Genomic DNA, 23455 nt, shown 5'->3' on the forward strand with positions numbered 1-23455 from the left:
CATGTCGGAAGACCTGAAGCTCGTCGAGTACCTCAAGTCGGTCGCCACCGACCTGCACGAGACTCGGCGGCGGCTCGAAGAGGTGGAGTCGGGCAAGCGCGAGCCGATCGCCATCGTGTCGATGTCGTGCCGCTTTCCAGGTGGGGTCGGCTCTCCAGAGGATCTGTGGCGGTTGCTGGCCGATGGTGGGGACGCGATCTCCTCGTTCCCCACCGATCGAGGCTGGGATCAGGGGATGTGGTCAGGGCTGGGATTCGACGGGGAGACCCAGGGCGGGTTCCTTGCGGATGCGGCGGGGTTTGATGCCGGGTTCTTCGGGATCTCGCCGCGTGAGGCGCTGGCGATGGACCCGCAGCAGCGGCTGCTGCTGGAGACGTCCTGGGAGGCGGTCGAGCGGGCGGGGATCGACCCGGTCTCGCTGAAGGGCAGCCACACCGGGGTGTTCGTGGGCACCAACGGCCAGGACTACATGAATCTGATCATGAGTAATCAGATGGACACGCAGGGCCATGGCGTCACAGGTCTGGCGGCCAGTGTGCTGTCGGGTCGCCTGTCCTACACGCTGGGGCTGGAGGGTCCGGCGGTGACGGTGGACACCGCCTGCTCGTCCTCGCTGGTGACGTTGCATCTCGCGGCGCAGGCGCTGCGGCAGGGGGAGTGCTCGCTGGCCCTGGCCGGTGGTATCACGGTGATGACGTCGCCGATGGTGTTCGTCGGTTTCAGCGCGCAGGGCGGAATGGCGCCCGACGGGCGGTGCAAGGCGTTCTCCGACGAGGCGGACGGCACCAGCTGGTCCGAGGGTGTGGGCATGCTGGTGCTGGAGCGGTTGTCGGACGCTCAGCGCAACGGTCACCAGGTCCTGGCGGTTCTGCGCGGGTCCGCGGTGAACCAGGACGGTGCGTCGAACGGGTTGACGGCGCCGAACGGTCCGTCGCAGCAGCGGGTGATCCGCCAGGCTTTGGCCGGCGCGGGGCTCTCGGTATCCGAGGTGGACGCGGTGGAGGCGCACGGTACGGGGACGGTCCTGGGTGACCCGATCGAGGCGCAGGCGCTGCTGGCGACGTACGGCCAGGACCGGGACGAGGGCCGTCCGCTGCTGCTGGGGTCGATCAAGTCGAACCTCGGTCACACCCAGGCGGCGGCCGGTGTGGCCGGTGTGATCAAGATGGTCATGGCGATGCGGCATGGGGTGCTGCCTCGGACGTTGCATGTGGATGAGCCGTCGTCGCATGTGGACTGGGCGTCGGGTGCGGTGGAGTTGCTGACCGAGGCGACGGAGTGGCCGAGGAACGGTCGTCCGCGTCGGGCGGGGGTGTCGTCGTTCGGGATCAGTGGCACCAACGCGCACGTGATCCTGGAGCAGGGGCCGGAGGCTCCGCCGATCGAGGTGGGAACGGCGGCGCCGGACGAGGCGCCGGCCGCGGGTGTGGTGCCGGTGCTGGTGTCGGCCCGTACGGCGGAGGCGTTGCGGGCGCAGGCCGGGCGGTTGGTCTCGCACCTGGAGGAAAGCGGTGCCGCGCTGGTCGATACGGCGTTCTCGCTGGCCACGATGCGGTCGGCGTTCGAGCATCGGGCGGTGGTGCTGGCCGATGGCCGTGATGGGGTGCTGGCCGGGCTGGGTTCGCTGGCCGAGGACCTGCCGGGCGCGGGTGTGGTGTGCGGGGTGGCCGCGACGCAGCAGCTCGCGGTGTTGTTCACCGGTCAGGGTAGCCAGCGGGCGGGGATGGGCCGGGAGCTGTACGGCCGTTTCCCGGTGTTCGCGACGGCGTTGGACGAGGTGATCGCGGAGCTGGACCCGCTGCTTGGCGGGTCGTTGCGTGAGGTGTTGTTCGCCGAGCCGGGGTCGGCCAAGGCGGAGGCGGAGGCGCTGGATCAGACGGGGTGGGCGCAGCCCGCGCTGTTCGCGGTGGAGACCGCCCTGTTCCGGTTGGTGTCCTCGTGGGGGGTGCGGCCGAACGTGCTGGCCGGCCACTCGATCGGAGAGATCACCGCGGCGCATGTGGCGGGGGTGCTGTCGCTGAAGGACGCGTGTGTGCTGGTGGCGGCGCGGGCCAGGCTGATGCAGGCGCTGCCTGCCGGTGGGGCGATGGTGTCGGTGCGGGCGTCGGAGGATGAGGTCGCCGAGCTGCTGGCGGGGCGCGAGGACCAGGTGTCGATCGCGGCGGTGAACGGTCCGTCCTCGGTGGTGGTCTCCGGGGTGGAGGAGGCGGTGCTGGAAGTGGCCGCCGCTCTGGAGGAGCGGGGGGTTCGGGCGAAGCGGTTGCGGGTGTCGCACGCGTTCCATTCGCCGTTGATGGAGCCGATGCTGGAGAGCTTCCGTGCCCTGGCGAGCAGGCTCACCTACGGCCCGCCGAGGATCCCGATCGTGTCCACCCTGACCGGGGAGGTGGCCTCGGCCGAGCAGGTGTGCTCGCCGGACTATTGGGTGGACCAGGTCCGTGGCACGGTCCGCTTCGCCGACGGGGTCCGCGCCCTGCACGCGCGGGGCGTGCGAACCTATCTGGAACTCGGCCCCGACGGAGTTCTCACCGCCATGGCCGCCGGCACTCTGGACGCCGACCGTGACGTGGATGAGTACGACACAGGCGTGGTGCTGGTGCCGATGCTGCGCGGGGATCGGGACGAGCGGATGGCGGTGATGACGGCGCTGGCCGAGCTGCACGTGCACGGGGTACCGGTCGACTGGCGGACGGTGCTGCCGGGCGGGCGCCGGGTCGACCTGCCCACCTACCCCTTCGAGCACCAGCGGTTCTGGCCTGAGAGCACCGGCTCCGGTACGGGGAACGTGGCGGCGGCGGGTCTGGCCGCCGCCGGGCACCCGCTGCTTGGCGCGGCAGTCGGGCTCGCCGATTCCGACGGGGTGCTGCTCACCGGCCGCCTGTCGCTGGCCTCGCATCCCTGGCTGGCCGATCACGCGGTGGCCGGGATGGTGTTCTTCCCGGGGACCGGGTTCCTTGAGCTGGCGATCCGAGCCGGTGACCAGGTCGGTTGCAACCTGGTCGAGGAGCTGACCCTGGTCACTCCCTTGGTGCTGGGTGAGCAGGACGTCGTCGCGATGCAGGTGTCGGTGGGCGCCGCCCAGGAGTCGGGCCATCGGAGCGTGAGTATTTACGCCCGGTCGGCGCAGGCCGGGGAGGACGTGCCGTGGGTGCGGCACGCGACCGGCACGCTCGCCACGGGCGGCGGGGCCGCCGAGCCGTTCGACGCGGCGGTATGGCCCCCGGCCGGCGCGACCGCGATCGCACTGGACGGTTTCTATGACCGGCTGGCCGAAGGTCTACTCGTCTATGGCCCGGTGTTCCAGGGGTTGCGGGCGGTCTGGCACGGTGCCGGTGGTGAGGTGTTCGCCGAGGTCGCGCTGCCCGAGCAGGCGGCCTCGAACGCGGGTTCGTTCGGAGTGCATCCGGCGCTGCTGGACGCGGCGCTGCACGCGGTGACCTTCGCCGGGCTGGACACCGAGGCGGGTACGCGGTTGCCCTTCTCCTGGGAAGAGGTGAGCCTGCACGCCACCGGGGCGGCGATGCTGCACGTGCGGCTGATCCGGACCGCTGCCGACTCGGTGTCGCTGGTCGCGGTGGACGTCGCCGGGGAGCCGGTGCTGTCGGCGCGCTCGCTGGTGCTACGACCGTTCGCGCCTGACCAACTGGTCGCCGCGGGTGGGGGGCGGGCGACGGCGGGGAACGGGCTGTTCCGGTTGGAGTGGACTCCGCTGCCGGAGCTCCCCATGGTCGATTCGGTACCGGTGGCAACGGTCGGTTTCGCGGGGTTCGAGCCGGACACGCTGGGTTTCGCGGCGATGTGGGAGTCGGCCGACGGGCCGATCGCGGTTCATCATGATCTGTCGGCGCTGGCTGAGGCGGGGCCGGTGCCGGAGGTGGTGCTGGCGGAGGTCGTGACCAGGCGGGCAGGGGATGTGGTGGCCTCGACGCATGCGGTGACAGCTGGGGTGCTGGAGCTGCTGCGGGGATGGCTGGCCGATGAGCGGTGTGCCGGTTCGCGGTTGGTGGTCGTCACGCGGGGTGGGGTGGCCGCGGGCGAGGGTGCGGGTGAGGTGGTCGCTGATCTGGCGGCCGCGGCGGTGTGGGGCCTGGTGCGGTCAGCGCAGTCGGAGAACCCGGGCCGGTTCGTCCTGGTCGACCTGGATGATCAGGAGTCCTCGCTCGCGACCTTGCGCGATGTGGTGCTCGCGGTGCCGGCCTCGGATGAGCCGCAGGTGGCGGTGCGTGAGGGCGAGGTGCGTGTTCCTCGCCTGGCGAGAATGCCGCTGAGCGAGGGTGATGTCCGAGCCTGGGATCCCGAGGGGACGGTGTTGATCACCGGTGGGACGGGTGGTCTGGGTGCGGAGGTGGCTCGGCATCTGGTGGCCGAGCACGGGGTGCGGCATCTGCTGCTGGCGAGTCGGCGGGGGTTGGACGCTCCGGGTGTGCTGGAGTTGCGGGCCGAGCTGATCGCGCACGGTGTCGAGGTCGCGGTCGCGGCGTGTGACGTGGCCGATCGGGATCAGGTGGCTGCGCTGCTGGCCGAGGTGCAGCAGGAGCATCCGTTGACCGCGGTGATCCACACCGCGGGTGTGCTGGATGACGGGACGATCGCCTCGTTGACGCCGGAGCGGCTGGATGGGGTGTTGCGGCCGAAGGTGGACGCGGCGTGGAATCTGCACGAGCTCACCGCAGATCTTGATCTGGCCGGGTTCGTGGTGTTCTCCTCGCTGGCCGGGGTGATGGGTGGTGCGGGTCAGGGTAACTATGCGGCGGCGAATGCGTGGTTGGACGCGTTGATGGCGCGGCGTCGGGCGCAGGGGTTGCCGGGGTTGTCGCTGGCGTGGGGACTGTGGGCGCAGGCCACCGGGATGACCGGGGGCATGTCGCAGGCCGATGTGCGGAGGGTGACCGCCGCCGGGCTGCCGCCGATCACCACCGAGCAGGGGCTGGCCCTGTTCGACGCGGCCATCGGGTCGGACTCGCCGCTGGTGCTTCCGGTCCTGATGAACATACCGGCGATGCCCGCCCCGCTGGTGCCGCCGTTGCTGCGCGGTCTGGTGCGGGGCACCCGTCGTACGGCGGCTTTGACGCGTACGGCCGACGGAGGGGCGTTGGTGCGGCAGTTGGCCGGACTGGCGCAGGCCGACCGGACCCGGTTCGTGGTCGACCTGGTCCGCACCCAGGCCGCAGCCGTTCTCGGACACCCCGACTCCGCGGCGGTGGACGTCCGGCGGGAGTTTCGTGAGCTGGGCTTCGACAGTCTGACCGCGGTGGAGTTGCGTAACCGGCTGAACGCGGTGACCGGGTTGCGGTTGCCGTCGACGCTGGTGTTCGACTATCCGACGCCGACCGGGCTGGCGGAGTTCCTGCTGGCCGAGTTGTTCGGTGAGGACGCCGATGTGGTGGTTCCCGCGGCGGTGGTGCCCCTGGGTGAGGATCCGATCGTGATCGTGGGGATGGCGTGCCGTTATCCGGGTGGGGTGGCCTCTCCGGAGGATCTGTGGCGCCTGGTGGCCGAGGGTGGGGACGGCATCTCGCCGTTCCCCACGACACGGGGCTGGGATCTGGGGACGTTCTACAGCGCGGATCGGGAGAGCCCAGGAACCAGTTACGTGCGTGAGGGCGGCTTTCTGCACGAGGCGGGGGAGTTCGATCCTGGGTTCTTCGGGATCTCGCCGCGTGAGGCGCTGGCGATGGATCCGCAGCAGCGGCTGCTGCTGGAGGTGTCGTGGGAGGCGATCGAGCGGGCGGGCATGGACCCGACTTCCCTGCGGGGCAGCCACACGGGGGTGTTCGCCGGGTTGATGTACCACGACTATGGGATGAGCGCTGATTTTCCGCCGGAGGCGATGGGTTTCATCAGTACCGGTACGGCGGGCAGTGTGGTGACCGGCCGGGTCTCGTACGCGCTGGGGTTGGAGGGTCCGGCGGTGACGGTGGACACGGCGTGTTCGTCGTCGCTGGTGGCGACGCATATGGCGGCGCAGGCGCTGCGGTCGGGTGAGTGCTCGCTGGCGTTGGCCGGTGGGGTGACGGTGATGGCCACCCCGGGGGCGTTCATCGGTTTCAGTGCGCAGGGTGGGCTGGCCGGGGACGGGCGGTGCAAGTCCTTCTCGGATGCGGCCGATGGGGTGAGCTGGTCCGAGGGTGTGGGCGTGCTGGTGCTGGAGCGGTTGTCGGACGCGCGACGCAACGGCCACGAAGTGCTGGCGGTGGTGCGCGGATCGGCGGTGAACCAGGACGGGGCGTCGAACGGCCTGACCGCGCCGAACGGTCCGTCTCAGCGGCGGGTGATCCGTCAGGCGCTGGCCGTCGCCGGGCTCTCGGTGTCCGAGGTGGACGTGGTGGAGGGTCACGGGACCGGTACCACGTTGGGTGACCCGATCGAGGCGCAGGCGCTGCTGGCGACGTACGGGCAGGACCGGCCGGAGGACCGTCCGCTGCTGCTTGGGTCGATCAAGTCGAACATCGGCCATGCGCAGGCGGCGGCCGGTGTGGCGGGTGTGATCAAGATGGTCATGGCTCTCCGGCACGGGGTCCTGCCCAGGACGTTGCACGTGGACGAGCCGTCGTCGCACGTGGACTGGTCGGCCGGTGCGGTGAAACTGCTGACCGAGCCGACGGAGTGGCCTCGGGTGGATCGGCCGTGGCGGGCGGGGGTGTCGTCGTTCGGGATCAGTGGCACCAATGCGCACGTGATCCTGGAACAGGGGCCGGAAGCACCGGTAGGGGAGGACGCTTCGCGGGATCGGGTTCCGGCTGCGGGTGTGGTGCCGGTGCTGGTGTCGGGCAAGACGGGGCAGGCGTTGCGGGCGCAGGCCGGGCGGTTGGTCTCGCACCTGGAGGAAAGCGGTGCCGCGCTGGTCGATACGGCGTTCTCGCTGGCCACGATGCGGTCGGCGTTCGAGCATCGGGCGGTGGTGCTGGCCGATGGCCGTGATGGTGCGCTGGCCGGGCTGGGTTCGCTGGTCGAGGACCTGCCGGGCGCGGGTGTGGTGCGCGGGGTGGCCGGGGCGGAGCCGAGGCTGGCGGTGTTGTTCACCGGTCAGGGCAGCCAGCGGGCGGGAATGGGCCGGGAGCTGTACGGCCGTTTCCCGGTGTTCGCGGCGGCGTTGGACGAGGTGGTCGCGGAGCTGGACCCGCTGCTGGACGGGTCGTTGCGCGAGGTGTTGTTCGCCGAGCCGGGGTCGGTCGAGGCGGAGTTGCTGGATCGGACCGGGTGGGCGCAGCCGGCGCTGTTCGCGGTGGAGACGGCGTTGTTCCGGTTGGTGTCCTCGTGGGGGGTGCGGCCGGATGTGCTGGCCGGCCACTCGGTCGGAGAGATCACCGCTGCGCATGTGGCGGGAGTGTTGTCGCTGAGTGACGCGTGCGCGTTGGTGGCGGCACGGGCGCGGCTGATGCAGGCGCTTCCTGCCGGTGGGGCGATGGTGGCGGTGGCGGCGTCGGAGGATGAGGTCGCCGGGCTGCTGGCGGGGCGCGAGGACCAGGTGTCGATCGCGGCGGTGAACGGTCCGTCCTCGGTGGTGGTCTCCGGGGTGGAGGAGGCGGTGCTGGAAGTGGCCGCCGCTCTGGAGGAGCGGGGGGTTCGGGCGAAGCGGTTGCGGGTGTCGCACGCGTTCCATTCGCCGTTGATGGAGCCGATGCTGAAGGACTTCCGGGCGGTGGCGGGGGCGCTGACCTACGGTGCGCCACGGATCCCGGTGGTCTCGACCCTGACCGGGGAACCCGCCACCGATGAGCAGGTGTGCTCGCCGGACTACTGGGTGGAGCAGGTGCGTGGCGCGGTGCGCTTCGCCGACGGGGTCCGTACGCTGCACGGCCAGGGTGTGCGGGCCTACCTGGAGCTCGGTCCCGACGGTGTGCTGACCGCCATGGCCGCCGACACCCTTGCCGACGACGCGGAGATGCACGGGGCGGACGTCGTGCTGGTGTCGGTGCTGCGTAAGGATCGCGACGAGCAGGCGGCGTCCATGACGGCGCTGGCCGAACTGTTCGTGCACGGGGTGCCGGTCGACTGGCGGGCGGTGCTACCGGGTGGACGCCGGGTCGACCTGCCCACCTACGCTTTCGAGCACCAGTGGTTCTGGCCAGGTAGCAATGCGGGTGCCGGTACGGGGAACGTGGCGGCGGCGGGCCTGGCCGCAGCCGGACATCCGCTGCTGGGCGCGACAGTTGGACTGGCTGATTCCGATGGGGTGGTACTGACCGGTCGCCTGTCGCTCTCGTCGCATCCGTGGCTGGCCGATCACGCGGTGGCCGGGATGGTGATCTTTCCGGGTACCGGGTTCCTTGAGCTGGCGATCCGGGCGGGTGATCAGGTCGGTTGTGACGTGGTGGAGGAGTTGACGCTGGCCGCGCCGTTGGTGCTGGGTGCGGATGACGCGGTTGTGGTGCAGATCGCGGTGGGTGCGCCGGAGGAGAGTGGTCGGCGTGTTGTGAACGTCTATTCCCGGTCGGCGTCGGCCGGTGAGGATGTGCCGTGGGTGCGGCATGCCACCGGCACGCTCGCCACGGGTGGCGGGGTCGCCGTGCCGTTCGACGCGTCGGTGTGGCCTCCGGCGGGTGCGACCGCGATCGAGCTGGACGGTTTTTACGAGGACCTGGCCATCGGAGGGCTGGGCTACGGTCCGGTGTTCCAGGGGCTGCGGTCCGTATGGCAGCGCGATGGGGAGATCTTCGCCGAGGTCGCGTTGCCCGAGCAGGCGGCGTCGGGTGCGGGCTCGTTCGGGGTGCATCCGGCGTTGCTGGACGCGGCGTTGCATGCGGTGGCCTTCGTGGGGTTGGACGTGGTCGAGGGCGGCCGGTTGCCGTTCTCCTGGGGTGAGGTGTGCCTGCACGCCGCCGGGGCGACGATGTTGCGGGTACGGCTGGGCCGCGCCGCTGCCGATTCGGTCACGCTGACGGCGGTGGACGCCGCCGGGGAGCCGGTGTTGTCGGCGCGTTCGCTGGTGCTGCGTCCGTTCTCGCCTGGTCAGTTCGTCGGTGTGGGCGGTGGTCGGGCAGCGGAGCGCAACGAGTTGTTCCGGCTGGAGTGGAGCGCGCTTTCTGAGGTTTTCGCGGCCGACCTGGCGCCGGTGGCGGTGGTGGGTCTTGCGGGGATGTGGGAGTCGGCCGGGCAGCCGGTCGCGGTTCATCGTGATCTGTTGGCGTTGGGCGAGTCGGGGCCGGTGCCGGAGGTGGTGACGTTCGCCGTCGGTTCGTTCGAGGACAGCGGTGTGGTGGAGTCGACGCACGCGGTGGTCGCGCGTGTCCTGGGGTTGTTGCAGGGGTGGTTGGCCGATGAGCGGTTCGCCGATTCGCGGTTGGTGGTGGTGACCCGGGGTGCGGTCGAGGCGTGTGAGGGTGAGGTGGTCGCGGATCTGGCGGGTGCGGCGGTGTGGGGGTTGGTGCGGTCGGCGCAGTGGGAAAATCCGGGCCGGTTCGTGCTGGTCGATGTCGACGGTGAGGTGTCGTCGTCGGTGTTGGCTGTGGTGCTGGCCTGTGGGGAGCCGCAGGTGGCGGTGCGTGAGGGTGGGGTGCGGGTTCCGCGTCTGGCGCGGGTCGCGCCCGGGGAGGAGGCCGGAGGGGCGTGGGAGCCTGAGGGGACGGTGTTGATCACTGGTGGGACGGGTGGTCTGGGTGGGCATCTGGCTCGGCATGTGGTGGCCGAGCGTGGGGTGCGGCATCTGCTGCTGGCCGGCCGCCGGGGTCTGGATGCTCCCGGTGCGGTGGAGTTGCGGGCGGAGCTGATCGCGCACGGGGTCGAGGTCACGGTCGCCGCCTGCGACATGTCCGACCGGGATCAGGTGGCGGCGCTGCTGGCCGGGATCGATGCCGACCATCCGCTGACCGCGGTCGTTCACACCGCGGGTGTGCTGGCCGATGGGACGATTCCGTCGTTGACGCCGGAGCGGCTGGACGCGGTGTTGCGGCCGAAGGTGGATGCGGCCTGGCATCTGCACGAGCTGACCCGGGGCCTGGATCTGGCGGCGTTCGTCGTGTACTCGTCGCTGTCGGGTGTCATGGGCGCGGCGGGGCAGGGCAACTACGCGGCGGCCAACTCGTTCCTCGACGCGCTGGCTCAGCAACGCCGGGCCGAGGGGTTGCCCGCGCTCTCGCTGGCCTGGGGGGCCTGGACCCAGGACGGCGGAATGACCGGCACGCTGAGCGACGGTGACTTGGAGCGGTTGTCCCGTACGGGTATGCCGCCGTTGTCGGTGGAGCAGGGCCTGGCGTTGTTCGAGGCCGCGGTCGCGCTTGAGCATGCGGTGCTGGTTCCGGTCAGGCTGGAGCCGGCGGTGTTGCGTGCCTATGGCGAGGTGCCGGCGTTGTTGCGGGGGTTGGTGCGGGGTGGGCGGCGGTCGGCGGCGTCGGGTTCGGTGGTGGCGACGTTGCTGGGACGGCTGGCTCCGCTCACAGCGGCCGAGCGTGCCGAGGTCCTGGTCGATCTGGTGCGCATCGAGGTGGCCATGGTGCTGGGCCATGTCTCGCCGGAGACGGTGGAGGTGCGCCGGGAGTTCCGCGAGCTGGGCTTCGACTCCCTTACCGCCGTTGAGCTGCGCAACCGGCTGAATGTGGTGACCGGGTTGCGGCTGCCGTCCACGCTGGTGTTCGACTACCCGACACCGACCACGCTGGCGGACTTCCTGCTGGCCGAGCTGTTCGGCGAGGACGCCGACGCGATCATTCCCGTGCCTGTCACGCCCCTGGGTGAGGATCCGATCGTGATCGTGGGGATGGCGTGCCGTTATCCGGGCGGGGTCGAATCGCCGGAGGATCTGTGGCGGTTGGTGGCCGAGGGCAGGGACGGGATCTCGCCGTTCCCGACCACGCGAGGCTGGGATCTGGGGACGTTCTACAGCTCGGATCGGGAGAGGCCGGGCACCAGTTACGTGCGTGAGGGTGGGTTCCTGCACGAGGCGGGGGAGTTCGATGCGGGGTTCTTCGGGATCTCGCCGCGTGAGGCGCTGGCGATGGACCCGCAGCAGCGGCTGCTGCTGGAGACGTCCTGGGAGGCGATCGAGCGGGCGGGCATGGACCCGACTTCCCTGCGAGGCAGCCACACGGGGGTGTTCGCCGGACTGATGTACCACGACTACGCGACGAGCGCCGATCTCCCGCCGGAGGCGATGGGCTTCATCAGCACCGGTACGGCGGGCAGTGTGGCGACCGGCCGGGTCTCGTACGCGCTGGGCTTGGAGGGCCCGGCGGTGACGGTGGACACGGCGTGTTCGTCGTCGCTGGTGGCGATGCACATGGCGGCGCAGGCGCTGCGTTCGGGTGAGTGCACTCTGGCGCTGGCCGGTGGGGTGACGGTGATGGCCACCCCGGGGGCGTTCATCGGTTTCAGTGCGCAGGGTGGTCTGGCCGGCGACGGGCGGTGCAAGTCCTATTCGGACGCGGCCGACGGGGTGAGCTGGGCCGAGGGTGTGGGCGTGCTGGTGCTGGAGCGGTTGTCGGACGCGCGCCGCAACGGTCATGAGGTGCTGGCGGTGGTGCGGGGTTCGGCGGTGAACCAGGATGGTGCGTCGAACGGGTTGACCGCGCCGAACGGTCCGTCGCAGCAGCGGGTGATCCGCCAGGCGCTGGCCGGGGCGGCTTTGAACCCGGCTGAGGTGGACGTGGTGGAGGGTCACGGGACCGGTACGACGCTGGGTGACCCGATCGAGGCGCAGGCGCTGCTGGCGACCTACGGCAAGGACCGGGACGAGGATCGGCCGCTGCTGCTGGGGTCGATCAAGTCGAACCTGGGGCACACGCAGGCGGCGGCGGGTGTGGCGGGTGTGATCAAGATGGTCATGGCGATGCGGCACGGGGTGCTGCCCAGGACGTTGCACGTGGACGCGCCGTCCTCGCACGTGGACTGGGCCTCGGGTGCGGTGGAGCTGCTGACCGAGCAGGTCGAGTGGCCGGACACGGGTCGTCCGCGTCGGGCGGGGGTGTCGTCGTTCGGGATCAGTGGCACCAACGCGCACGTGATCCTGGAACAGGGGCCGGAAGCACCGGTGGCAGAGGACAGGGTTCCGGCCACGGGTGTGGTGCCGTGGGTGGTCTCGGCGAAGAGCGAAGAGGCGGTTCGGGCGCAGGCCGGGCGGCTGCTCGCGCATGTGCGGGCGGCCGGCGAGCTTGACCCGGTGGATGTGGGGTCGTCGCTGGTGGTGTCGCGGTCGGTGTTCGAGCACCGGGCCGTGGTGGTCGGGCGTGACGGCGGTGAGTTGCTGGCGGGGCTGGGTGCGGTGGCCTCGGGTGAGTCGGTGTCTCGTGTGGTTGAGGGTGTGGCGGACGTCGCCGGGAAGTCGGTGTGGGTGTTCCCGGGTCAGGGGGCGCAGTGGGTGGGGATGGGTGCGCGGTTGTTGGAGGAGTCGGCGGTGTTCGCGGGGCGGATGGCGGAGTGTGCGGCGGCGTTGGAGCCGTTCGTGGAGTGGTCGTTGCTGGAGGTGGTCCGGCAGAGCGAGGGTGCTCCGTCGTTGGAGCGGGTGGATGTGGTGCAGCCGGTGTCGTTCGCGGTGATGGTGTCGCTGGCGGCGGTGTGGGAGTCGCTGGGGTTGCGTCCGGATGCGGTGGTGGGTCATTCGCAGGGTGAGATCGCGGCGGCGGTGGTGGCCGGGGCGTTGTCGGTGCAGGACGGGGCGCGGGTGGTGGCGTTGCGCAGCCGGTTGATCGGTGAGCGGTTGGCGGGGTTGGGGGCGATGGCGTCGGTGGCGGCGTCGGTGGAGCGGGTTGGGGCCGCTTTGCTGGAGGGGGTGTCGGTGGCGGCGGTGAACGGCCCGAGTTCGGTGGTGGTGGCCGGTGAGGTCGCGGCGGTGGAGGAGCTGGTCGAGCGTCTTGCCGCCGAGGGGGTGCGGGTGCGGCGGATCGCGGTGGATTACGCCTCGCATTCGGCGCAGGTGGATCTGATCGGTGATGAGCTGGCCCAGGTCCTGGCGGGGGTGGCGCCGGGGCCGGTGCGGGTGCCGATGCTGTCGACGGTGACCGGTCAGTGGCTGGAGGGTCCGGAGCTGGAGGCCGGGTACTGGTGTGAGAACCTGCGCCGCACGGTCGCCTTCGCTCCGGCGGTCGGGCAGCTGCTGGAGCAGCGGTATCGGGTGTTCGTGGAGGTGAGTGCGCATCCGGTGCTGACGGTCGGTATCGGTGAGTGTGTAGAGGAGGCGGATGCCACCGCTGTGATCGCCGGGACGTTGCGCCGCGACGATGGCGGCTTGGAGCGGGTGCTGGTCTCGGCGGCGGAGCTGTTCGTGCGTGGTGTGGCGGTGGACTGGCGGCAGGTGCTGGCGGGTGGTCGTCGGGTCGACCTGCCCACCTATGCCTTCCAGCACCAGTGGTACTGGCCCGCGAGGGCGGGTTCCCAGGTGGGGAATGTGGCCGCGGCGGGGCTGGCGACAGCGGACCATCCACTGCTGGGCGCCGCCGTGGGCCTGGCCGACTCCAACGGGGTGCTGCTGACGGGTCGCCTGTCGCTCTCGTCGCATCCGTGGCTGGCCGATCACGCGGTGGCCGGGATGGTGATCTTTCCGGGTACCGGTTTCCTTGAGCTGGCGATCCGGGCGGGTGATCAGGTCGGTTGTGACGTGGTGGAGGAGTTGACGCTGGCCGCGCCGTTGGTGCTGGGTGCGGATGACGCGGTTGTGGTGCAGATCGCGGTGGGTGCGCCGGAGGAGAGTGGTCGGCGTGTTGTGAACGTCTATTCCCGGTCGGCGTCGGCCGGTGAGGATGTGCCGTGGGTGCGGCATGCCACCGGCACGCTCGCCACGGGTGGCGGGGTCGCCGTGCCGTTCGACGCGTCGGTGTGGCCTCCGGCGGGTGCGACCGCGATCGAGCTGGACGGGCTGTATGACGAGCTGGCCGTTCGGGGGTTGGGTTACGGTCCGGTGTTCCAGGGGCTGCGGGCGGTTTGGCACGGTGCCGGCGGCGAGGTGTTCGCCGAGGTCGCGCTGCCCGAGCAGGCGGCGTCGGGTGCGGGCTCGTTCGGGGTGCATCCGGCGTTGCTGGACGCGGTGTTGCACGCGGTGGGCTTTGCCGGATTGGACGCTGCGGCGGGTACGCGGTTGCCGTTCTCCTGGGGAGAGGTGAGCCTGCACGCGGGTGGGGCGGCGTTGTTGCGGGTCCGGTTGGTGAAGGTGGGTGAGGATGCGGTGTCGCTGGTGGCGGTGGATGCCGCCGGGGAGCCGGTGGTGTCGGCGCGGTCGCTGGTGTTGCGTCCGTTCTCTCCTGAGCAGCTGGTTGGCGCCGGTGGTGGCCGTGGTGTGGAGCGGGACTCTCTTTTCGGGGTGGACTGGATCTCGCTGCCGGAGGTGGCGGGTGCGGAGTCCGGTGTGGGGGTGGTCGAGCTGAGCGGAGAGCTCGCCTCGCTGGATTCGGTGCCGGAGGTGGTGACGTTCGCCGTCGGTTCGTTCGAGGACAGCGGTGTGGTGGAGTCGACGCACGCGGTGGTCGCGCGTGTCCTGGGCCTGCTGCAGCGGTGGCTGGCCGATGAGCGGTTCGAGGCTTCGCGGCTGGTGTTCGTCACCCGGGGTGCGGTCGAGGCGCGGGAAGGCGATGTGGTCGCCGATCTGGCGGCCGCGGCGGTGTGGGGTCTGGTGCGGTCGGCGCAGTGGGAGAACCCGGGCCGGTTCGTGCTGGTCGATGTCGACGGTGAGCTTTCCTCGCCCGTGCTGGCCGGGGTCCTGGCCTCTGGTGAGCCGCAGGTGGCGGTGCGTGAGGGTGGGGTGCGGGTTCCGCGTCTGGCGCGGGTGGCGCCCGGGGAGGAGGCCGGAGGGGCGTGGGAGCCTGAGGGGACGGTGTTGATCACTGGTGGGACGGGTGGTCTGGGTGGGCATCTGGCTCGGCATGTGGTGGCCGAGCGTGGGGTGCGGCATCTGCTGCTGGCCGGCCGCCGAGGGTTGGACGCCCCGGGTGCGGTGGAGTTGTGGGCGGAGCTGATCGCGCACGGTGTCGAGGTCGAGATCGTCGCGTGTGATGTGGCCGACCGGGATCAGGTGGCGGCGCTGCTGGCCGGGATCGATGCCGACCATCCGCTGACCGCGGTCGTTCACACCGCGGGTGTGCTGGCCGATGGGACGATTCCGTCGTTGACGCCGGAGCGGCTGGACGCGGTGTTGCGGCCGAAGGTGGATGCGGCCTGGCATCTGCACGAGCTGACCCGGGGCCTGGATCTGGCGGCGTTCGTGGTGTTCTCCTCGCTGGCCGGGGTGATGGGTGCGGCGGGGCAGGGCAACTACGCGGCGGCGAACACGTTCTTGGACGCGCTGGCTCAGTTGCGGCGGGCCGAGGGGTTGCCCGCGTTGTCGTTGGCGTGGGGGGCCTGGACCCAGGAGACCGGATTGACCGGCACGCTGAGTGACGCCGACATGCGGCGGATCACCCGTACGGGTATGCCGATGCTGTCGGTGGAGCAGGGTTTGGCGTTGTTCGAGGCTGCGGTCGCGCTTGAGCATGCGGTGCTGGTTCCGGTCAGGCTGGATCTGCCGTCGATGCGTGGTTTTGGCGAGGTGCCGGCGTTGTTGCGGGGGTTGGTGCGGGGTGGGCGGCGGTCGGCGGCGTCGGGTTCGGTGGTGGCGACGTTGCTGGGGCGGCTGGCTCCGCTCACAGCGGCCGAGCGTGTCGAGGTCCTGGTCGATCTGGTGCGCATCGAGGCGGCCGTGGTCTTGGGACATGCTTCACCCGACGCGGTGGAGGTGCGGCGGGAGTTCCGCGAGCTGGGCTTCGACTCCCTTACCGCTGTTGAGCTGCGCAACCGGCTGAATGTGGTGACCGGGTTGCGGTTGCCGTCCACGCTGGTGTTCGACTACCCGACACCGGCCGTGCTGGCGGACTTCCTGCTGGCCGAGCTGCTCGGCGAGCAGGCCGACGTGATCATCCCCGCGTCCGTGGTGCCGGTGGCGGACGATCCGATCGTGATCGTGGGCATGGCCTGCCGTTATCCGGGCGGGGTCGAATCGCCGGAGGATCTGTGGCGGTTGGTGGCCGAAGGCGGGGACGGGATCGGTGAGTTCCCGACCACGCGAGGCTGGGATCTCGGGGCGCTGTACAACCCGGATAGGGAGAGCCCGGGCACCAGCTATGTGCTCGAGGGCGGTTTCCTGGAGAGCGCCACACAGTTCGACCCGGGGTTCTTCGGGATCTCGCCGCGTGAGGCGCTGGCGATGGACCCGCAGCAGAGACTGCTGCTGGAGACGTCCTGGGAGGCCTTCGAGCGGGCCGGAATCGACCCGACTTCCCTGCGAGGCAGCCATACGGGTGTGTTCGCCGGTGTGATGTATGGCGACTACGGGATGAGCGTCGACCTCCCGCCGGAGGCGATGGGCTTCATCGGCACCGGTACGGCGGGCAGCGTCGCGACCGGCCGGATCTCTTACACGCTGGGGTTGGAGGGGCCGGCGGTGACGGTGGACACGGCGTGTTCGTCGTCGCTGGTGGCGACGCATATGGCGGCGCAGGCGCTGCGTTCGGGTGAGTGTGATCTGGCGTTGGCGGGTGGGGTGACGGTGATGGCCACGCCGGGGGTGTTCATTGGTTTCAGTGCGCAGGGTGGGCTGGCCGGCGATGGCCGGTGCAAGTCCTTCGCTGACGCGGCGGACGGCACGAGCTATTCCGAGGGCGTGGGCATGCTGGTGCTGGAGCGGCTGTCGGACGCGCGCCGCAACGGCCATGAGGTGCTGGCGGTGGTGCGCGGCTCGGCGATCAACCAGGACGGTGCGTCGAACGGCCTGACCGCGCCGAACGGTCCCTCGCAGCAGCGGGTGATCCGCCAGGCGCTGGCCGGCGCCGGTTTGTCGCCGGTCGAGGTTGACGCGGTGGAGGCGCACGGCACCGGCACCCGGCTGGGTGACCCGATCGAGGCGCAGGCGCTGCTGGCGACGTACGGCCAGGACCGGCCGGAGGACCGTCCGCTGCTGCTGGGGTCGATCAAGTCGAACCTCGGTCACACGCAGGCGGCGGCCGGTGTGGCGGGTGTGATCAAGATGGTCATGGCTCTCCGGCACGGGGTCCTGCCCAGGACGCTGCACGTGGACGAGCCGTCGTCGCACGTGGACTGGGCGTCGGGTGCGGTGGAGCTGCTGACCGAGACCACGCCCTGGCCTCAGACGGATCGTCCGCGTCGGGCGGGGGTGTCGTCGTTCGGGATCAGTGGCACCAACGCGCACGTGATCCTGGAGCAGGGGCCGGAGGCTCCGCCGATCGAGGCGGGAACGGCGGCGCCGGACGAGGCGCCGGCCGCGGGTGTGGTGCCGGTGCTGGTGTCGGCCCGTACGGCGGAGGCGTTGCGGGCGCAGGCCGGGCGGTTGGTCTCGCACCTGGAGGAAAGCGGTGCCGCGCTGGTCGATGTTGCGTTCTCGCTGGCCACGATGCGGTCGGCGTTCGAGCATCGGGCGGTGGTGCTGGCCGATGGCCGTGATGGGGTGCTGGCCGGGCTGGGTGCGCTGGCCGAGGACTTGCCGGGCGCGGGTGTGGTGCGCGGGGTGGCCGCGACGCAGCAGCTCGCGGTGTTGTTCACCGGTCAGGGTAGCCAGCGGGCCGGGATGGGCCGGGAGTTGTACGGCCGTTTCCCGGTGTTCGCGACGGCGTTGGACGAGGTGATCGCGGAGCTGGACCCGCTGCTGGAGAGGTTTGACCGGGAGCCGATCGAGGGGACGGACAGCGAGGCGGCTGAGCGGGCGGGGCGTTACCGGGGTCGTTCGTTGCGGGAGGTGTTGTTCGCCGAGCCTGGTTCGGCCGAGGCGGAGGCGCTGGATCAGACGGGGTGGGCGCAGCCCGCGCTGTTCGCGGTGGAGACCGCCCTGTTCCGGCTGGTGTCCTCGTGGGGGGTGCGGCCGAACGTGCTGGCCGGCCACTCGATCGGAGAGATCACCGCGGCGCATGTGGCGGGGGTGCTGTCGCTGAGTGACGCGTGCGCGTTGGTGGCGGGTCGGGCGCGGTTGATGCAGGCGTTGCCGCAAGGTGGGGCGATGGTGGCGGTGCGGACCTCCGAGGAGGAGGTCGTCGAGCTGCTGGCCGGGCGTGAGAAGGAGGTGTCGATCGCCGCCGTCAACGGTCCGGCCTCGGTGGTGGTCTCCGGGGTGGAGGAGGCGGTGCTGGAAGTGGCCGCCGCTCTGGAGGAGCGGGGGGTTCGGGTGAAGCGGTTGCGGGTGTCGCACGCGTTCCATTCGCCGTTGATGGAGCCGATGCTGGAAGACTTCCGTGCCCTGGCGAGCAGGCTCACCTACGGCCCGCCGAGGATCCCGATCGTGTCCACCCTGACCGGGGAGGTGGCCTCGGCCGAGCAGGTGTGCTCGCCGGACTACTGGGTGGACCAGGTCCGTGGCGCGGTCCGCTTCGCCGACGGGGTCCGCGCCCTGCACGCGCGGGGCGTGCGGGCGTATTTGGAGCTGGGCCCTGACGGGGTGCTGAGTGCCATGGCCGCCGATACCTTGGCCGCCGGCGCGGAGGTGCCCGGGTCGGATGCGGTGTTCGTGCCGATGTTGCGTAAGGACCGCGACGAGCGGACCGTGTCCATGACGGCGCTGGCCGAGCTGTATGTGCGTGGGGTGCCGGTGGAGTGGCGTGCGGTGCTGCCGGGTGGGCGCCGGGTCGATCTGCCGACCTACGCTTTCCAGCACCGGTCGTTCTGGCCGAACCCCAGGCAGAGCGGTGATGCCCGTGTTCTGGGCCTGGCCGCGACGAGGCATCCGCTGCTGGGTGCGACGGTCGGGCTGGCCGATTCCGATGGGGTGGTGCTGACCGGGCGTATCTCGCTGCGGACCCATTCGTGGCTGGCCGATCACATGGTGGCCGGGATGGTGTTCTTCCCGGGGACCGGGTTCCTGGAGCTGGCGATTCAGGCGGGGGATCAGGCCGGTTGTGATCTGGTGGAGGAGTTGACGCTGGCGGCTCCGCTGGTGCTGGGTGCGGATGACGCGGTTGTGGTTCAGATCGCGGTGGGGGCGCCGGAGGAGACCGGTCGGCGTGCTTTGGGGGTCTATTCCCGGCCGGCGCAGGCCGGGGAGGAGGTGCCGTGGGTGCGGCACGCGACCGGCACGCTGGCCATGGGTGGCCGGGCCGCCGCGTCGTTCGATGCGACGGTGTGGCCACCGGTCGGGGCGACCGCGATCGAGCTGGACGGGTTGTACGAGGAGCTGGCCGTTCGGGGGTTGGGTTACGGTCCGGTGTTCCAGGGGTTGCGGGCGGCCTGGCACGGTGCCGGTGGTGAGGTGTTCGCCGAGGTCGCGCTGCCCGAGCAGGTGACGTCGAGTGCGGGTTCGTTCGGGGTGCATCCGGCGTTGCTGGACGCGGCGCTGCATGGTGTGGCCTTTGTGGGGCTGGACGATGCCGAGGGCGGCCGGTTGCCGTTCTCCTGGCAGGAGGTGAGCCTGCACGCGGGTGGTGCGGCGGTGTTGCGGGTCCGGCTGGCCAAGGTGGGCGAGGATTCGGCGTCGCTGGTCGCGGTGGATGCGGCCGGAGAGCCGGTGGTGTCGGCGCGGTCGCTGGTGTTGCGCCCGTTCTCGCCCGACCAACTTGTCGGCGGTGGTCGTGGTGTGGAGCGGGATTCGTTGTTCGGGCTGGAGTGGACCGCGCTGGCGGAGGTGCCGGACGTGGAGAGCGGTGCGAGTGTGGTCGAGCTGAGCGGGGATCTCGCCGCGCTGGAGTCGGTGCCGGACGTGGTGACGTTCACGATCGGTTCCTCCGAGAGCACCGGCGTGGTGGGGTCGACTCACGAGCTGGTCGCGCGTGTCCTGGGGTTGTTGCAGGGGTGGTTGGCCGATGAGCGGTTCGAGGCTTCGCGGCTGGTGTTCGTGACCAGGGGTGCGGTCGAGGCGCGGGAGGGTGAGGTGGTCGCTGATCTGGCGGCTGCGGCGGTGTGGGGTCTGGTGCGGTCGGCGCAGTGGGAGAACCCGGGCCGGTTCGTGCTGGTCGATGTGGACGCGGAGTTGTCCTCGTCGTCGCTGGCTGCGGTGCTGGCCGGTGGGGAGCCGCAGGCGGCGGTCCGTGAGGGTGGGGTGCGGGTGCCTCGTCTGGCCCGGGTGGCACCGGCCGAGGAGGCGGGGCGGCCGTGGGATCCGGACGGGACGGTGCTGATCACCGGTGGCACCGGCGGCCTGGGCGCGGAGGTTGCCCGGCATCTGGTGGCCCGGCGCGGGATGCGGCATCTGCTGCTGGCCGGCCGCCGAGGGTTGGACGCCCCGGGTGCGGTGGAGTTGCGGGCGGAGCTGATCGCGCACGGTGTCGAGGTCGAGATCGTCGCGTGTGATGTGGCCGACCGGGATCAGGTGGCGGCGCTGCTGGCCGGGATCGATGCCGACCATCCGCTGACCGCGGTCGTTCACACCGCGGGTGTGCTGGCCGATGGGACGATTCCGTCGTTGACGCCGGAGCGGCTGGACGCGGTGTTGCGGCCGAAGGTGGATGCGGCCTGGCATCTGCATGAGCTGACCCGGGGCCTGGATCTGGCGGCGTTCGTGGTGTTCTCCTCGCTGGCCGGGGTGATGGGTGCGGCGGGGCAGGGCAACTACGCGGCGGCGAACACGTTCTTGGACGCGCTGGCTCAGTTGCGGCGGGCCGAGGGGTTGCCCGCGTTGTCGTTGGCGTGGGGGGCCTGGACCCAGGAGACCGGATTGACCGGCACGCTGAGTGACGCCGACATGCGGCGGATCACCCGTACGGGTATGCCGATGCTGTCGGTGGAGCAGGGTTTGGCGTTGTTCGAGGCGGCGGTCGCGCTTGAGCATGCGGTGTTGGTTCCGGTCAGGCTGGATCTGCCGTCGATGCGTGGTTTTGGCGAGGTGCCGGCGTTGTTGCGCGGGTTGGTGCGGGGTGGGCGGCGGTCGGCGGCGTCGGGTTCGGTGGTGGCGACGTTGCTGGGGCGGCTGGCTCCGCTCACAGCGGCCGAGCGTGTCGAAGTCCTGGTGGACCTGGTGCGCATCGAGGCGGCCGTGGTCTTGGGACATGCTTCACCCGACGCGGTGGAGGTGCGGCGGGAGTTCCGCGAGCTGGGCTTCGACTCCCTTACCGCTGTTGAGCTGCGCAACCGGCTGAATGTGGTGACCGGGTTGCGGTTGCCGTCCACGCTGGTGTTCGACTACCCGACACCGGCCGTGCTGGCGGACTTCCTGCTGGCCGAGCTGCTCGGTGAGAACGCCGATGTGGTGGCTCCCACCGAGGTCCGGCCGGTGGCCGATGACCCCATCGTGATCGTGGGCATGGCCTGCCGTTATCCGGGTGGGGTCGAATCGCCGGAGGACCTGTGGCGGTTGGTGGCCGAGGGCGGGGACGGGATCTCGCCGTTCCCGACGACGCGAGGCTGGGATCTGGCGACCTTCTACAGCTCGGATCGGGAGAGTCAGGGCATCAACTATGTGCGCGAGGGCGGGTTCCTGCACGAGGCCGGGGAGTTCGACCCGGGGTTCTTTGGGATCTCGCCGCGTGAGGCGCTCGCGATGGACCCGCAACAGAGACTGCTGCTGGAGACGTCCTGGGAGGCCTTCGAGCGGGCCGGGATCGACCCGACCTCCTTGCGGGGCAGCCACACGGGGGTGTTCGCCGGACTGATGTACCACGACTACGCGACGAGCGCCGATCTCCCGCTGGAGGCGATGGGCTTCATCAGCACCGGTACGTCGGGCAGTGTCGCGACCGGCCGGGTCTCGTACGCGCTGGGCTTGGAGGGCCCGGCGGTGACGGTGGACACCGCGTGTTCGTCGTCGCTGGTGGCGATGCACATGGCGGCGCAGGCGCTGCGTTCGGGTGAGTGCACTCTGGCGCTGGCCGGTGGTGTGACCGTGATGGCCACCCCGGGAGCGTTCATCGGTTTCAGCGCACAAGGTGCGATGGCCGATGATGGCCGGTGCAAGTCCTATGCGGACGCGGCGGACGGGGTGAGCTGGTCCGAGGGTGTGGGCATGCTGGTGCTGGAGCGGCTGTCGGACGCGCGCCGCAACGGCCATGAGGTGTTGGCGGTGGTGCGCGGCTCGGCGGTGAACCAGGACGGTGCGTCGAACGGGTTGACGGCGCCGAACGGTCCGTCTCAGCGGCGGGTGATCCGCCAGGCGCTCGCCGTCGCGGGCTTGAACCCGGTCGAGGTGGACGCGGTGGAGGGTCACGGGACCGGTACCACGTTGGGTGACCCGATCGAGGCGCAGGCGCTGCTGGCCACCTACGGTCAGGACCGGGATCGGCCGTTGCTGCTGGGGTCGATCAAGTCGAACATCGGCCACACCCAGGCCGCCGCGGGTGTGGCGGGTGTGATCAAGATGGTCATGGCGATGCGGCACGGGGTGCTACCCAGGACGTTGCACGTGGATGCGCCGTCGTCGCATGTGGACTGGTCCATGGGTGCGGTGGAGGTGCTGGCCGAGGCCAGGGTGTGGCCGGAGGCCGGCCGTCCGCGTCGGGCGGGAGTGTCGTCGTTCGGGATCAGCGGCACCAACGCGCACGTGATCCTGGAGCAGGGGCCGGAGCCTGCTGAGGCGGAGCCGCGTGACCAGGGCCAGGCGCCGGGGGTGGTGCCGTGGGTGGTGTCGGGCAAGTCCGAGGAGTCGTTGCGTGGGCAGGCACGCCGTCTGGGCGCGCACCTCGATGTAGTCAGCGATCTCGACCCGGTGGATGTGGGCTTCTCGCTGGTGTCGTCGCGGTCGGTGTTCGACCACCGTGCGGTGGTGGTCGGCGGGGATCGTGCGGGTCTGCTGGCGGGGCTGGCCGTGGTCGGCTCGGATGAGCCGGTGCCCGGTGTGGTCCAGGGTGTGGCGGATGTCGAGGGCAGGACGGTTTTCCTGTTCCCGGGTCAGGGGGCACAGTGGGCGGGGATGGGGGCGGCTCTGCTGGAGGAGTCGGCGGTGTTCGCGGGGCGGATGGCGGAGTGTGCGGCGGCGTTGGAGCCGTTCGTGGACTGGTCGGGGTGGTCGTTGCTGGAGGTGGTCCGGCAGAGCGAGGGTGCTCCGGGGTTGGAGCGGGTGGATGTGGTGCAGCCGGTGTCGTTCGCGGTGATGGTGTCGCTGGCGGCGGTGTGGGAGTCGTTGGGGGTTCGTCCGGATGCGGTGGTGGGTCATTCGCAGGGGGAGATCGCGGCGGCGGTGGTGGCCGGTGGCCTGTCGTTGTCCGATGGTGCCCGGGTGGTGGCGTTGCGCAGCCGGTTGATCGCCGAGCGGTTGTCGGGGCGCGGGGTGATGTTGTCGGTGATGGCGCCGGTGGAGTGGGTGCGTGCGGTGCTGGCCGAGGAGGGTCTGCTGGATCGGGTGGCGATCGCGGCGGTCAACGGTCCTCGGGTGGTCACCGTGGCCGGTGACGGGGAGGCTGTGCGGGTGCTGGAGCGGCGGCTGTCGGCTGAGGGGGTGATGCGCTGGCAGTTGGCCGGTGCGGACTTCGCCGCGCATTCGCCGCAGGTGGAGCGGTTCCGTGAGGATCTGCTGGTGGATCTGGCGGGGGTGGAGGCGCGGGTGGCGCGGGTGGCGATGTTGTCGACGGTGACCGGGCGGTGGTTGGACGGTACGGAGTTGGATGCCGGTTACTGGTATGAGAACGTGCGG

1 protein-coding gene is annotated in these 23455 nt (G+C 70.8%); it reads left to right on the plus strand.

Annotation, left to right across the window (positions count from 1 at the left end; all coding sequences use genetic code 11):
• Window position 1: 1 nt before the first annotated feature.
• Window positions 2-23455: SDR family NAD(P)-dependent oxidoreductase (locus AB0K21_RS44000; protein WP_364159061.1), on the plus strand; the 23454-nt coding region annotated here is incomplete at its 3' end.

Origin of the sequence: Streptosporangium sp. NPDC049248 (assembly GCF_040678965.1) — a bacterium.
In the GTDB taxonomy this organism is placed as follows: Bacteria; Actinomycetota; Actinomycetes; order Streptosporangiales; family Streptosporangiaceae; genus Streptosporangium; species Streptosporangium fukuiense.